10 protein-coding genes and 2 pseudogenes are annotated in these 14,975 nt (G+C 73.9%); all 12 read left to right on the top strand.

Annotation, left to right across the window (positions count from 1 at the left end; all coding sequences use genetic code 11):
- Positions 1-219: 219 nt before the first annotated feature.
- The gene (locus B1205_RS25960; protein ID WP_176308806.1) at positions 220-1,782 is read left to right on the top strand and encodes a sugar ABC transporter ATP-binding protein; all 1,563 of its coding nucleotides are present in this window, start codon (positions 220-222) and stop codon (positions 1,780-1,782) included.
- Positions 1,779-2,864 carry an ABC transporter permease gene (locus B1205_RS25955; RefSeq protein ID WP_089157999.1) on the top strand — a complete coding sequence of 362 codons (1,086 nt, stop codon included), beginning with the start codon at positions 1,779-1,781 and terminating at the stop codon, positions 2,862-2,864. The genes B1205_RS25960 and B1205_RS25955 overlap by 4 nt, the downstream gene beginning before the upstream one ends.
- A 90-nt stretch (positions 2,865-2,954) precedes the next feature.
- A pseudogene (locus tag B1205_RS25950) lies at positions 2,955-3,888 on the top strand (substrate-binding domain-containing protein).
- A gap of 53 nt (positions 3,889-3,941) precedes the next feature.
- Complete coding sequence (locus B1205_RS25945; RefSeq protein WP_441338569.1) at positions 3,942-5,141, top strand: Gfo/Idh/MocA family protein; 1,200 nt, start codon at positions 3,942-3,944, stop codon at positions 5,139-5,141.
- A 196-nt stretch (positions 5,142-5,337) separates the two neighbouring features.
- Entirely contained in the window at positions 5,338-6,474 is a 1,137-nt protein-coding gene (locus B1205_RS25940; RefSeq protein ID WP_089157997.1) for an inositol-3-phosphate synthase, read from the top strand.
- The gene (locus tag B1205_RS25935) at positions 6,471-7,382 is read left to right on the top strand and encodes an SCO3242 family prenyltransferase (RefSeq protein WP_089157996.1); all 912 of its coding nucleotides are present in this window, start codon (positions 6,471-6,473) and stop codon (positions 7,380-7,382) included. The genes B1205_RS25940 and B1205_RS25935 overlap by 4 nt, the downstream gene beginning before the upstream one ends.
- On the top strand, positions 7,379-8,353 hold the full coding sequence (locus tag B1205_RS25930) for a sugar phosphate isomerase/epimerase family protein (protein ID WP_254910210.1): 975 nt from the start codon (positions 7,379-7,381) through the stop codon (positions 8,351-8,353). Before B1205_RS25935 ends, B1205_RS25930 begins: the two co-directional genes overlap by 4 nt.
- Positions 8,354-8,385: 32 nt before the next feature.
- Positions 8,386-8,988 carry an EboA domain-containing protein gene (locus tag B1205_RS25925; protein ID WP_089157995.1) on the top strand — a complete coding sequence of 201 codons (603 nt, stop codon included), beginning with the start codon at positions 8,386-8,388 and terminating at the stop codon, positions 8,986-8,988.
- A gap of 1 nt (position 8,989) precedes the next feature.
- Positions 8,990-9,841: a TatD family hydrolase gene (locus tag B1205_RS25920; protein ID WP_089157994.1), complete on the top strand. Its 852-nt coding sequence runs from the start codon at positions 8,990-8,992 to the stop codon at positions 9,839-9,841.
- Positions 9,841-10,973, top strand: a pseudogene (locus B1205_RS25915) (metabolite traffic protein EboE). Before B1205_RS25920 ends, B1205_RS25915 begins: the two are co-directional and overlap by 1 nt.
- The gene (locus B1205_RS25910; protein ID WP_089157993.1) at positions 10,970-12,373 is read left to right on the top strand and encodes an alkaline phosphatase family protein; all 1,404 of its coding nucleotides are present in this window, start codon (positions 10,970-10,972) and stop codon (positions 12,371-12,373) included. Before B1205_RS25915 ends, B1205_RS25910 begins: the two are co-directional and overlap by 4 nt.
- A 130-nt stretch (positions 12,374-12,503) precedes the next feature.
- On the top strand, positions 12,504-14,975 hold a 2,472-nt coding region (locus B1205_RS25905; RefSeq protein WP_254910209.1), incomplete at its 3' end, for a PQQ-dependent sugar dehydrogenase.

Genomic DNA, 14,975 nt, shown 5'->3' with positions numbered 1-14,975 from the left:
GCCGGTCGTCCTCTCCGAACTGGGCCCGCGCGCCGGCGTCGCCGGCGCCGCCGTCCTCGCCAGCGACGTCGCATTCGGGGAAGCCGCATGACCGAACGCACCGAGCGCAGCGAGGGCCGTGAGGGCATGCCCAGCCAGCACCGCATGACCGATCGCACCGAGCGCAGCGAGGGCCGTGAGGGCATGCCCAGCCAGCACAGCATGAATGAGGGGGTGGAGATGTCCGGGGAACCGCTGGTCGAGGCGCCCGCCGACGCCATCGCGGGCGAGGTGGTGCTGCGCCTCACCGACGTGGTGAAGACGTTCCCGGGGGTACGCGCGCTCGACGGCGTGCAACTGGAGGTGCGGGCCGGCGAGGTGCACTGCCTGCTGGGGCAGAACGGTGCCGGCAAGTCCACCCTGATCAAGGTGCTCGCCGGGGTGCACCGGCCGGACTCCGGCGAGGTGGTGTGGCGGGGCGAGCCGGCCGCGTTCGCCAACCCGCAGGCCGCCATGCGCGCCGGCATCGCCACGATCTACCAGGAACTCGACCTGGTGGATGACCTGTCGGTGGCGGAGAACGCGTTCCTCGGCCACGAGCCGCGCCGGTTCGGCTTCGTCCGGCGCGGGCACATGGCCCGGCGTACCCGGCAGATCCTGGCCCGGCTCGGCCACCCGGAGATCCCGCCGGGGCGGCTGGTGCGGCACCTGCCGGCGGCCGGCAAGCAGATCGTCAGCATGGCCCGCGCGTTGTCCCACGAGGCCCGCCTGATCATCATGGACGAGCCGAGTGCCGTGCTGGCCCATGACGAGGTGGGCAACCTGTTCCGGATCATCCGGGAACTCACCGCGCAGGGCATCGCGGTCATCTACATCTCGCACCGGATGGAGGAGATCCGCGAGATCGGCGACCGGGTCACCGTACTCAAGGACGGCCGGACCACGGCGGCGAGCCTGCCGGCGCGCGACACCCCGACCCGCGACCTGGTCGCCCGGATGACCGGGCGGACCATCGAGTACGTCTTCCCGCAGCGCCCGGCCGACGACGCCGCCGGCGCGGAGCTGCTGCGGGTGGACGGGCTGACCCGGCACGGCGAGTTCGCCGACGTGTCCCTCGGGGTGCGGGCCGGCGAGATCGTCGGGATCGCCGGGCTGGTCGGCTCCGGCCGCTCGGAGCTGCTGGAGACGATCTTCGGGGCGCGTCGGGCGCACGCCGGCACGGTCCGCCTCGGCGGCAGGGCGTTGCGCCCCGGCAGCGTGGGCGCGGCGGTACGCGCCGGCATGGGCATGGCCCCCGAGGAGCGCAAGAGCCAGGCGCTGCTGCTCGGCGAGCCGATCTACCGCAACGTCACGCTCGCCACCTTCGGCCGGTACGCCCGCCTCGGCTTCACCGACGCCGGCCGGGAACGGGCGGAGGCGGACCGGATCGCCGCGTCGCTGGAGCTGCGCCCCCGGGACGTCCGGCGGCCGGTGCGCACGCTCTCCGGCGGCAACCAGCAGAAGGTGGTGGTCGGCCGGTGGCTGCTCGGTGACACCCGGCTGCTGCTGCTCGACGAGCCGACCCGGGGCGTGGACGTGGGCGCCCGCGCCGAGCTGTACCAGGTCATCCGCGGCCTGGCCGCCCGGGGCGTCGGGGTGCTGCTGGTCTCCAGCGAGGTGCCCGAGGTGCTGGGCCTGGCCGACCGGGTGCTGGTGATGCGGGAAGGCCGGGTGGTCCGGGAGGCCCCGGCCGGCGAACTCGACGAGAACACCGTGCTCGACCTCGTGATGGCGGGGTCCCTCATGGAAGGCGCACCGGCATGAGCGATACCGACACCACGCTGCCCGCGCAGTCGCCGCCGGTGGACCGGGCGGAGACCGCGAAGGTCGACGCGCCGGCCCGGCTCTCCTGGTGGCGCGGCGACGGCGGGGAGGGCGCGAAGCGCAACCTCGGCCTGCTGGCCACGCTGGTGGTGCTGGTGGTCATCGGCATCCTGACCCGGCCCGACCTCTACGGCGACCCGAACTGGGTGTGGGACAACACGCTCACCATCCTCAAGCTCGCCTCGGTGGTCGGCGTGGTCACCGTCGGCATGACCTTCGTGATCATCGGTGGTGGCATCGACCTGTCGGTCGGCGCGATCGTGGCGCTGGCCGGCGTCTGGTGCACCACGGTCGCCACCCAGAGCTACGGCGCGGGCGGCATGATCTTCACCGCGCTGACCGTCGGGCTGGCCGTCGGCGTGGTCAACGGCCTGCTCATCTCGTACGGGCGGCTGGTGCCGTTCATCGCCACGCTGGCCATGCTGGTGGCCGCCCGGGGGCTGGCCGCGGAGATCTCCGACAAGCAGACCCAGGTCTCCACCAGCTCGTTCATCAACGGCATCGCCACCACGAAGATCCTCGGCATCCCGCTGCTGGTCTACATCCTGATCGCGGTGGTGGCGGCCGGTTGGGTGCTGCTCAACCGCACCACGTTCGGCCGCCGCACGGTGGCGGTCGGCGGCAACCCGGAGGCGGCCCGGCTCGCCGGCATCAACGTCCGCCGGCACACCGTGCTGCTCTACGCGCTCTCCGGCCTCTGCTGCGGCATCGCCGCGGTGATGCTGACCGCGCAGGCCACCTCCGCCCAGGCGGCGATGGCCAACCTCTACGAGCTGGACGCGATCGCCGCCGCGATCATCGGCGGCACGCTGCTCAGCGGCGGGCGGGGCACCATCATCGGCTCCCTGCTCGGGGTGATCATCTTTTCCACGATCACCAACCTGTTCGCCATCAACAACCTCTCCGCCGAGGCCCAGAACATGGTCAAGGGCGGCATCATCGTCGCCGCCGTCCTGGTCCAGCAGGTGCAGTTCCGCAGCCTGACCCAGTTCCTCGCCCGCAACCGGGCCACCACCACCTGACCCCACCGCGCCGCCCGGCCGCCGTCGCGAAGACGGTGGCCCGGCCCACCGCACCCGAAACCACCCCACCACCTCATCCAGGAGGTCGTCATGACAAGTGACCTGTCACGCCGCCGGCTGCTCTTCGGCGGGGCCGCCGTCTCCGCCGGGGTGNCGCCGCGACCGGCGCCGCCGCCGAGCCGGGCAAGAAGGTGACCATCGGCTTCTCCGCGCCGGCGGCCGACCACGGCTGGATCGCCGCCATCACCAACAACGCCAAGGCGCAGGCCGGGGCGTACTCGGACGTGGAGCTGAAGTCGGTGGAGGCCGGCGCGGACGCGGCGGCCCAGCGGGCGGCGCTCTCCACGCTGATCTCGCAGANCTGGAGGCGATGAAGGCCGGCATCCCGGTGGTCAACCTGGACCGGGCGTTCCCGGACGCGCGGGCCTACCGGCTCCAGATCAAGGGCGACAACTACGGCATGGGCGTGGCCGCCGCCACCTACATCGCCGAGCAGCTCAAGGCCAAGGGCGTGAGCAACCCGGTGATCGGCGAGATCCCCGGCATCGAGTCGCTGGAGCTGACCCAGGAACGCTCCAAGGGCTTCGCCGACACGCTCGCCTCGTACGGGATGAAGGTCGCCAACCGGCGTCCGGCCGAGTTCACCGTCGACTCCGGCCAGCAGGCCGCCACCGGGCTGTTCCAGGCGCTGCCGAAGATCGACGCGGTCTGGAACCACGACGACGACCAGGGCATCGGCGTGCTCGCCGCCGTCACCCAGGCCAACCGCAAGGAGTTCTTCATGGTCGGCGGCGCCGGCTCGAAGAAGGCCATGGAGGACATCGCGGCCGACAACACGGTGCTCAAGGCCACCGTCACCTACAGCCCGTCGATGGCCTCCTCGGCCATCAGCCTGGCCCGACTGATCGGGCAGGGCAAGGGTATGTCCGACCTGGTGGAGCTCCAGGTACCGAAGGAAATCGTGCTCGCCTCCGAGACGATCACCAAGGAGAACTCGGGCGACTACCTGAAGCTCGGTTTCTGACACACGGGGGGAGACCCACCTTGTCCAGTCACGACAGGACCCTGCGCGTCGGCATGGTCGGCTACGCGTTCATGGGCGCCGCGCACTCACAGGCGTGGCGCACCGTGAACCGGGTGTTCGACCTGCCGGCGCGGGTGCGGATGACGACGGTCTGCGGCCGCGACGAAGCGAAGGTGGCCGAGGCCGCCGACCGGCTCGGCTGGGACGGCCACACCACGGACTGGCGGCGGCTCGTCGAGTCCGACGAGATCGACGTCGTCGACATCTGCACGCCGGGGGACAGCCACGGTGAGATCGCCCTCGCCGCGTTGGCCGCGGGAAAGCACGTCCTGTGCGAGAAGCCGCTGGCCAACACCGTCGCCGAGGCCCGGGAGATGACCGCCGCCGCCGACCGGGCCCGCGAGTCCGGCGTACGCGCGATGTGCGGCTTCAACTACCGGCGGGTGCCCGCGGTCGCGTTGATGCGGCGGCTGGTCGCCGACGGGCGGCTCGGCGAGATCCGGCACGTCCGGGCGGTCTACCTCCAGGACTGGATCGTCGACCCGCAGTTCCCGCTGGTGTGGCGGTTGCAGAAGGACAGGGCGGGCTCCGGCGCGCTCGGCGACATCGGTGCGCACATCATCGACCTGACCCAGTACGTCACCGGGCAGCTCATCACCGGGGTCAGCGCGCTCACCGAGACGTTCGTGCGGGAACGGCCGCTGCCGGCGGAGTCGAGCGGCCCGGCCGCGCAGGCCGACGGCAACGGCCGGGCCACCGGCCCGGTCACCGTGGACGACGCGGCGGTCTTCGTGGCCCGGCTCGACGGCGGCGCGCTCGCCACCTACGAGGCGACCCGGTTCGCCACCGGCCGCAAGAACGCCCTGCGGGTCGAGATCAACGGCTCGCGTGGCAGCGTCGTGTTCGACCTGGAACGCCTCAACGAACTGGAGTTCTTCGACGCCACCCGGCCCGCCGCCGAACAGGGCTTCAGCCGGATCCTGGTGACCGAGCCGGAACACCCGTACCTGTCGGCGTGGTGGCCGCCGGGCCACATCATCGGCTACGAGCACTCCTTCACCCACCAGATGCGCGACTTCGTCGAGGCGATCGCCACCGGCGTCGACCCGACGCCGTCGTTCGCCGACGCGTTGCAGGTGCAGTTGGTGCTGGACGCCGTCACCCGGTCCGCCTCGGCCGCCGCCTGGGTTGAGGTGGAGTGCAAGGAAGGTGCCCCGGTTAACGCATCCGGTAGAGGAGGGGGCCCCGCTTAACACCCCACGCGGCGCGGCAGCGCCGCCGANGGGGGGCCCGCCGCGGTTGCGCCCCGCGGCGGGGACGAGGCCGGCTCCGGGAAGCGTGCCGCCGGGACCCTCCGGCCGGCACGACCAGCACGGCCCTCCGGTGCGGCCGGACCGGGATTCCCCGGCCGCACCGGCGGACCGGCACCGACCTCAAGGAGGCAGCGCGATGCGTACGGGTGTCTGGCTGGTCGGGGCACGCGGCTCGGTGGCGACCACGAGCGTGGTCGGCGCGCTCGCCCTGCGGGCCGGACTCACCGCACCGACCGGCTGCGTCACCGAACTGCCCGACCTGCGCGGTCCCGCGCTGCCCGGCTTCGCCGACCTCGTCTTCGGCGGCCACGACGTGGTCGCCACCCCGCTCACCACACGCGCCGGGGCGCTCGCCGCCGCCGGGGTGCTGCCCGGCCGGCTCGTCGACGCCGTGACCCCGGAACTGGCCGCCGTCGAGGCGGCGCTGCGCCCGGCACCGACCGAGGGCGACCCGGCCGCGCGGATCGCCGCCGTGGTCGACGACCTGACCGACTTCCGCCGCCGGCACGCGCTGGACCGGGTGGTGGTGGTCAACGTCGCCGCCACCGAACCGGCGCCCGCGCCGCACCCGGCCCACCACGACCTGACCGCGTTGCGCGCCGCGCTCGACGTGCTTCCGGCCAGCTCCCGCTACGCGTACGCGGCGTTCACCGCCGGCTGCCCGTACGTGGACTTCACCCCGTCCACCGGGGCCCGCCTGCCGGCGCTGGCCGCGCTGGCCGAGGAAGGCGGCCTGCCGTACGCCGGGCACGACGGCAAGACCGGCGAGACGCTGCTCAAGTCGGTGCTCGCGCCGATGTTCGCGATGCGGCACCTGACCGTGCGCTCGTGGTCCGGGACGAACCTGCTCGGCGGCGGCGACGGCGCCACGCTCGCCGAGCCGGCCGCCAACGCCGCGAAGGTGGGCAGCAAGCAGCGGGTGCTCGGCGAGACGCTCGGCTACCTGCCGCAGGGCAGCACCCGGATCGAGTACGTCGCCGAGCTGGGCGACTTCAAGACCGCGTGGGACCTGGTCACGTTCGTCGGTTTCCTGGGCACCGGGATGCGGATGGAGTTCACCTGGCACGGCTGCGACTCCGCGCTGGCCGCCCCGCTGGTGCTCGACCTGGCCCGGCTGACCGCCGCCGCGCACGCCGCCGGCCGCCGTGGCCCGCTGGCGGAACTCGCGTTCTTTTTCAAGGATCCGCTTGGCGACACCGGTCACGCGCTCGGTGAGCAGTGGGCGGTGCTGCGCGACTTCGTCGCCGGCCTGCACGCCGGGGTGACCCGGTGACGCGCCTCGCCGACCTGGCCGAACTGGTCCGGGCGCCGGCCGCGCTGTCGGTGCCCGGGGACGTGCTGGCCGGCGCCGCCGCGGCCGGCGCGCTCGACCGGCGTACACCCGCCCTGGCCGGCGCGTCGGTGCTGCTCTACTGGGCCGGCATGGCCGCCAACGACTGGGCGGACCGGCGGCTCGACGCGGTCGAACGTCCGGAGCGGCCGATCCCGTCCGGCCGGGTCCGCCCCGCCGTCGCGCTCGCCGTGGCGGGCGGCCTGACCGCCGCCGGGCTCGCCGTCGCCACCGCCGCCGGGGGCCGGCGGGCTGCCGCCGTCGCGGTCCCGCTGGCCGCCACGATCTGGGGGTACGACCTGCGCGCGAAGAACACCGCCGCCGGTCCCGCCGTGATGGCCGCCTGCCGGGGGCTGGACGTGCTGCTCGGCGCGACCGGCGGCCGGGTGGCCCGGGCGGTGCCGGCGGCGCTGACGGTCGCGGCGCACACCTGGACCGTCACCGCGCTGTCCCGCCGGGAGGTGACCGGCGCGGCGGACCGGCGGTTGCCGGGCCTCACCCTGGCCGGCACCGCGCTGATCGCGCTCGCCGCCCCGGGCCGGCCGACCGTGTTAAGCGGGGCCCCCTCCTCTACCGAATGCGTTAAGCGGGGGCCCTTCCTTCGGCTTGGTGCCCTGGTGCCGGTGGTGCTCGCCGCCGGGTACGCCGTCCGGTACGGGCGGGCGCAGGTGGGGGTGCTCGCCGATCCGTCGCCGGCCCGGGTACGTGCCGCCGTCGGCGCGGGCATCACCGGGCTGCCGGCGTTGCAGGGGGCGTTGGCCGCCCGCGCCGGCGCGGGGCTGCTCGGCCTCGCCGTCGCCGGGGCGGCCCCGCTCGGCCGCCGCCTGGCCCGACTGATCTCACCGACATGAGCGCCGGGGCGGACGCGCCGCGCGGGCCGGGGTCGGGTCGGCTGCGGTTCGGGTACGGCACCAACGGCTTCGCCAACCACCGGCTCGACGACGCGCTGGCGGTGATCGCCGACCTCGGGTACGAGGGCGTGGCGCTCACCCTGGACCACGACCACCTGGACCCGTTCGCCCCGGAGCTGGCCCGCCGGGTGGCCGCCGTGCGTCGCCGGTTGGACGCGCTGGGGCTGGCGGTGGTGGTCGAGACCGGGGCCCGCTACCTGCTCGACCCCTGGCACAAGCACGCCCCGACGCTGCTGCACGACGACCCGGCCCGCCGGATCGAGTTCCTCCGCCGGGCCGTCCGGATCGGGGCCGACCTGGGGGCGGAGGCGGTGTCCTTCTGGGCCGGCGTACGCCCACCCGGGGTGTCGCTGCCGGTCGCGTGGGACCGCCTGGTCGCCGGGTGTGCCACGATCTGCGCCGAGGCGACCGATGTGCCGCTGGGCTTCGAACCCGAGCCGGGCATGCTGGTCGAGGACGTCGCCGGGTGGCGTCGGCTGCGTGACGCGCTCGGCGCGCCGCCCGGCTTCGGCCTCACCCTCGACATCGGGCACTGTCGCTGCCTGGAGCCGTTGCCGGTGCCCGAGTGCGTGACGGCGGTCGCCGAGCACCTGGTCAACGTGCAGATCGACGACATGCGCCGGGGCGTGCACGAGCACCTGGAGTTCGGCGCCGGGGAGATCGACTTCCCGCCGGTGCTGCGCGCCCTGACCGACGCCGGCTACCGCGGGCTGGTGGCGGTGGAGCTGCCCCGCCACTCGCACGCCGCACCGGCCGTCGCCGCCCGCTCGCTCGACTTCCTGCGCGCCGCCGCCGGCGCGGACCGACACCACCGGACCACCGATCCGGCCCCTTTGCTCTGCAGCCGCGGAGGCAGCACCCCCGGATCGCCGCTGCTGCGTGGAGGGCTGCAGAGCAAAGGCGGTGGTTGAGCACCTGCCCTCGGCTCGAAAGGGGAGACGGCATGACACCCGACCGACTGCGCGCCGCGCTTCGGGGCGTACCCGATCCGCAGTGGCTGGACGCGGCGCTGCGCCGCGTCGCGACCGAGCCCGCCGCGATCCCGCGGTTCTTCGCCGCCGCCGCCCGGCGGTGCGGGCGCGGGCCGCTGCCCGACCCGCCGGGCTGGACGGTCGACGAGGCGGCCCGCGCGCTGCTGCTCGCCGCGCTGCCCGGCGGGCACGCCGCCGCGGCGGAGGCGCTGTACCGGCACGGCGACGCCGCGGAGAAGCGGGCCGTGCTGCGCGCGTTGCCGCTGCTGCCGATCGGGGCGGAGTGCGTGCCGCTGCTGCACGACGCGATCCGCACCAACGACACCCGGCTGGTCGCCGCCGCGCTCGGCCCCTACGCCCGGCACCTGGAACAGCCGGCCTGGCGGCAGGCGGTGCTCAAGTGCGTCTTCACCGGCGTGCCGCTGGCCGTGGTCGACGACCTGACCGACCGGGCCGACGGCGAACTGGCGCAGATGCTCGCCGCGTTCGCCGCCGAGCGGCACGCCGCCGGCCGGACCATGCCGGCCGACGCCACCGACCTGCTCGACCGGCTCACCACCACCACGGAGGCGTGACGTGCGCATCTTCGACCCGCACATCCACATGACGTCCCGGACCACCGACGACTACGAGCGGATGGCCGCCGCCGGGGTACGCGCGGTGGTCGAGCCGGCGTTCTGGCTGGGCCAGCCGCGCACCAGCGTGGACAGCTTCGTGGACTACTTCGACTCGCTGATCGGTTGGGAGCCGTTCCGGGCCGGTCAGTTTGGCGTCCGGCACCACGCGACCGTGGCGCTCAACCCGAAGGAGGCCAACGACCCGCGTTGCCGGCCGGTGCTCGACGTGCTGCCGCGCTACCTGGAGAAGGACGGCGTGGTGGCGGTCGGCGAGATCGGCTACGACGCGATGACCCCGGCCGAGGACGCCGCGTTCGCCGGGCAGCTCGCCCTCGCCGTGGCGCACGACCTGCCCGCGCTGGTGCACACCCCCCACCGGGACAAGGCGCGGGGCGTCGAACGGACCCTCGCGGTGGTCGCCGAGTCGGGCATCGCGCCCGGCCGGGTGCTGGTCGACCACCTCAACGAGGTGACCGTGCGGCTGGTCCGGGACACCGGCTGCTGGCTGGGCTTCTCGATCTATCCGGAGACCAAGATGTCGCCGCCGCGGATGGTCGAGCTGCTGCGGACGTACGGGACGGAACGGGTGCTGGTCAACTCGGCCGCCGACTGGGGCCGCTCCGATCCGCTGCTCACCCGCGCCACCGGGGAGGCGATGCTGGCCGCCGGGTTCGACGACGACGACGTGGACCGGGTGCTGTGGCGCAACCCGGTGGAGTTCTACGGCCAGTCCGGCCGACTCGACCTGACCGACGTGGACGCCCCGGCGCCCACCTTCGCCGGCAACTCGATCCTGCGCGGGGGTGAGTGATGCGGCTGCGCCACGCCGACGGCACCACCGTCCACCTCGGCTACTGCACCAACGTCCACCCGGCCGAGGACCTGCCGGGCATTCTCGGCCAGCTCGACACGTACGCGCTCGCGGTGCGCCGGCGCCTCGGCGTCGACCGGCTCGGGCTGGGACTGTGGCTGGCCGCGCCGGTGGCCGCCGCGCTCGCCGCCGACCCGTCGGCCCGCCGCCGGTTGCGCCACGAGCTGACCGTACGCGGGCTGGAGGTGGTCACGCTCAACGGCTTCCCGTACGCCGGGTTCCAGGCCCCGGTGGTCAAGGGCGCGGTGTACCACCCGGACTGGACCACGCCGCGACGGCTGGCGTACACCCTGGACCTGGCCCGGGTGCTGGCCGACCTGCTGCCCGACGACGCCGCCCGGGGTTCGATCTCGACGTTGCCGCTGGCCTGGCGCACGCCCTGGGACGCGGGCCGGGCCGGGGCCGCCCGTCGGATGCTCGACGCGCTCGCCGCCGGGCTGGCCGAGGTGGCGCGGGACACCGGCCGGGTGGTCCGGGTCGGCTTCGAGCCGGAGCCGGGCTGTGTGGTCGAGTCGACCGGGCAGGCCGGCGCGCTCCTGGCGGGNGGGAGGAGCCGGCGGACGCCCTCGCGCGGCTGCGCGACGCCGGGCTGCCGGTGGTCAAGGTGCAGCTCTCCGCCGCCGTGGAGGCACCCGACCCGGTCGCCGCGACGGCCGCGTTGCGGCGCTTCGTCGAGCCGAGGTTCCTGCACCAGACCCGCGCGGCGGGCTGCGCCGGCGGCACCGACCCGGCCGACCCGGCGTACGCCGCCGACGACCTGGACGCCGCGTTGGACGCGCGGCTGCCCGGGGCGTGGCGGGTGCACTACCACGTGCCGCTGCACGCCCCGCCCGAGGCACCGCTGCGCTCCACCGTGCCGGTGCTGCGGGCCGCCCTCGCCGCGTTGTTCGCCGGCCCGGCCGCCGGCTGCGACCACCTCGACGTCGAGACGTACACCTGGGGGGTGCTGCCGGTGGCGCGGCGGCCGCGCGGCGACGCGGAGCTGGCCGCCGGCATCGCCGCCGAACTGGCCTTCGCCCGCGACGAGCTGGTCGCCCTCGGCCTGTCCGCACCGATCGGCGTCGCCTCATGAGCCGGCGGCTGGTGGTGCTCGACGTGGTCGGGTTGACGCCTCGGCTGCTGGCGCACATGCCGCGGCTGCGCGCGGTGGCCGAGGCCGGCTTCGCCGCCGAGCTGGGCACCGTGCTGCCGGCGGTGACCTGCTCGGCGCAGGCCACGTTCCTCACCGGCGAGCCGCCCGCCGAGCACGGCATCGTGGGCAACGGCTGGTACTTCCGCGACCTGGGCGAGGTGCTGCTCTGGCGGCAGCACCACGCGATGGTCGGCGGCGAGAAGGTGTGGCAGGCCGCGCGCCGGGTCGAGCCCGGCTACCGGGTGGCGAACGTCTGCTGGTGGTACGCCATGGGCGCGGACGTGGACTGGACGGTCACGCCGCGCCCGGTCTACCACGCCGACGGGCGCAAGGAGCCGGACTGCTGGACCGACCCGCCGGAGCTGCACGACACGCTCACCGACGCGCTCGGGACGTTCCCGCTGTTCACCTACTGGGGGCCGGGCGCGGGGTTGCCGTCCTCGGCCTGGATCAGCCGGGCCGCGCAGCGGATCCTCGCCGACCACGCCCCCGACCTGACCCTGGTCTACCTGCCGCACCTGGACTACGACCTGCAACGCTTCGGGCCGTCCGACCCGCGGGCCGCCGGCGCGGCGGCGGCGCTGGACGCCGTGCTCGGCCCGCTGCTGGACGCGGCCCGGGAGCGGGACGCCACGATCGTGGCGCTGTCGGAGTACGGCATCACCGACGTGTCCCGCCCGGTGGACGTCAACCGGATGCTGCGCGCGGAGGGGCTGCTGCGGGTGCACACCCAGGCCGGGATGGAGTACCTGGAACCGTGGACCTCGCGCGCCTTCGCGGTGGCCGACCATCAGGTCGCGCACGTCTACGTGCGGGACCCGGCGGACGTGCCGGCAGTGGCGGCGCGCTGTGCCGCGCTGCCGGGCGTGGCCGAGGTGCTGGACGCGGCCGGGCAGGCCCGGTACGGGCTGGACCATGCCCGTTCCGGCGAGCTGGTCCTGGTGGCCGAGCCGGACGCCTGGTTCACCTACTACTACTGGCTGGACGACGCGCGGGCGCCCGACTTCGCCCGGCTGGTCGAGATCCACCGCAAGCCCGGTTACGACCCGGCGGAGCTGTTCTTCGACCCGGCCGCCCCGGTGGCCGCGAAGCGTCGGGCGGCGGTGGCGTTGGCCCGCAAGAAGCTCGGGATGCGCTACCTGATGAGCGTGGTGGGGCTGGACGCCGGGGCGCGGGCGGTCCGTGGCTCGCACGGCCGGCTGCCCACCGACCCGGCGGACGGGCCGGTGCTGCTCTGCTCCGACCCGACCGCCGCCCGGGACCGGGTAGCGGCGACGGACGTGAAGGCGTTGCTACTCCACCTCGCCGGCCTGACTTTTGTCGATACTCGTCAAAAGTAGGAGCCTATCGATCAGAAGCTATGGACATGCTGATCGAAAGGTCTTAATGTCGTGCCGACAAGCCCCGCTCGGCATCCGGCGCGACGCGCGCCCCGTCCTGTCTGCGCGCGTCGGGAAGGGACTGCACAGCATGTCCAGCCACCCCCATCACCCCACCGCCCGACGACGACTCGCCGCCGGCTCGGCGCTGCTGCTCGCGGTCGCCGCCGGCACGGTCAGCCTGGCCGCGACGCCCGTCCCGGCGTCCGCCCACCCCATCACGGCGAGCGACTTCCAACAGGTCGAACTCGCCCGCGGCGTCGCCGAGACCGGCGAACCGATGTCCCTCGCGGTGCTGCCCGACCGCTCGGTCCTGCACACCGCCCGCAACGGCACGCTGCGCCGCACCGACGCGGCCGGCACCACCACCGTGATCGGCACGCTGCCCGTCTACACCCACGACGAGGAGGGGTTGCAGGGCGTCGGCGTCGACCCCGGCTTCGCCTCCAACCGGCAGATCTACCTCTACTACGCGCCGCCGCTGTCCACCCCCGCCGGGGACGCGCCCGCCACCGGCACCGACTTCTCCGCCTGGCAGGGCGTCAACCGGCTGTCCCGGTTCACCCTCAACGCCGACTTCACGCTCAACCAGGCCAGCAAGGTCGACGTGCTCGACGTACCGGCCGACCGGGGGTTGTGCTGCCACGTCGGCGGCGACATCGACTTCGACGCCGCCGGCAACCTCTACCTCTCCACCGGCGACGACACCAACCCGTTCGACTCCGGCGGCTACGCGCCGATCGACGAACGGACCAACCGCAACCCCGGGTACGACGCGCAGCGCAGCGCCGGCAACACCAACGACCTGCGCGGCAAGATCCTGCGGATCAAGGTCAACGCCAACGGCACGTACTCGATCCCCAGCGGCAACCTCTTCGCGCCCGGCACCGCGAAGACCCGCCCGGAGATCTACGCGATGGGCTTCCGCAACCCGTTCCGGATCAGCGTCGACAAGGCCACCGGCATCGTCTACGTCGGCGACTACGGGCCGGACGCCGGCACCACCTCGGCCCGCGGCCCGTCCGGGCAGGTCGAGTTCAACCGGGTCACCGGGCCCGGCAACTACGGCTGGCCGTACTGCACCGGCACCAACACGACGGCCGAGACGTACGCCGAGTGGGACTTCGCCACCAACACCGCCGGGGCGAAGTACAACTGCACCGGCGGCCCCACCAACAACTCGTTCCGCAACACCGGTCTGACCACGCTGCCGGCCGCGAAGGCGGCCTGGATCCGCTACGCCGGTGACGCCGGCAGCCCGCCCGAGTTCGGCGGCGGCTCCGAGTCGCCGATGGGCGGCCCGGTCTACCGGTACGACGCGGCGAACCCGTCCACCACGAAGTTCCCGCAGTCCTTCGACGGGCAGTTCTTCGCCACCGAGTTCGGCCGCGGCTGGATCAAGCCGATCCACGTCAACGCCGACGGCTCACCCGGCACCATCGACACGTTCCCGTGGGTCGGCAAGCAGGTGATGGACTCCGCGTTCGGCCCGGACGGCGCCTACTACGTGCTCGACTACGGCACCGGGTACTTCAACGGCGACGCCAACTCCGCGTTGTACCGCTTCGACTACCTGGGCGGCGCCAACCGCGCCCCGGTGGCCCGCGCCGCCGCCGACAAGACCTCCGGCGTCGCCCCGCTGACCGTGGCGTTCTCCTCGGCCGGCTCGTCCGACCCGGAGGGCGGCGCGCTGACGTACGCCTGGACGTTCGGTGACGGCGGCACGTCCACCTCGGCCAACCCGTCGCACACCTACACCGCGAACGGCCGTTACACCGCGACGCTGACCGTCCGCGACCCGCAGGGCGCCACCGGCACCGCCAGCGTGGTGGTCACCGTCGGCAACACCGCGCCGACCGTGGTCATCGAGACGCCGGGCAACGGCAAGCTGTTCTCCTTCGGCGACACCGTGCCGTTCCGGATCACCGTCACCGACCCGGAGGACGCCACGATCGACTGCACCAAGGTCAAGATGACCTACGTGCTCGGCCACGACCAGCACGGCCACCAGATCACCTCGGCGACCGGCTGCACCGGCACGATCGCCATCCCGGTCGACGGCGAGCACGACGACGCGGCGAACATCTTCGCCATCTTCGACGCCGAGTACACCGACTCCGGCGGCCTCACCACGCACACCCAGCACACGCTCCAGCCCCGGCACCGGCAGGCCGAGCACTTCAAGACCTCGTCCGGGATCAACACGTTCGACAAGGGCACCGCCGAGGGCGGCAAGACCGTCGGCGACATCAACAACGGGGACTGGATCGCGTTCCAGCCGTACCTGCTCGCCGACGCCACCGGGTTCACCGCCCGGGTCTCCTCGGCCGGCGCGGGCGGCACGCTCCAGGTACGCGCCGGCTCGGCCACCGGCACCGTGCTCGGCTCCGCCACCGTCCCGGTGACCGGCGCCTGGGACACGTTCACCACGGTCACCGGCACCATCACCAACCCGCCGGCCGGCACCACCACGCTCTACCTCACGTTCGCCGGCGGCAGCGGGGCGCTCTACGACCTGGACGCGTTCACGATCACCACGTCGACCGTACGCACCGGGCCGGTC

This window comes from Micromonospora sp. NBS 11-29 (genome assembly GCF_002140155.1).
Lineage (GTDB): Bacteria > Actinomycetota > Actinomycetes > Mycobacteriales > Micromonosporaceae > Micromonospora.
The sequence above is the reverse complement of the archived record's forward strand: the minus strand, read 5'-3'. Positions and strand labels throughout refer to the sequence as shown.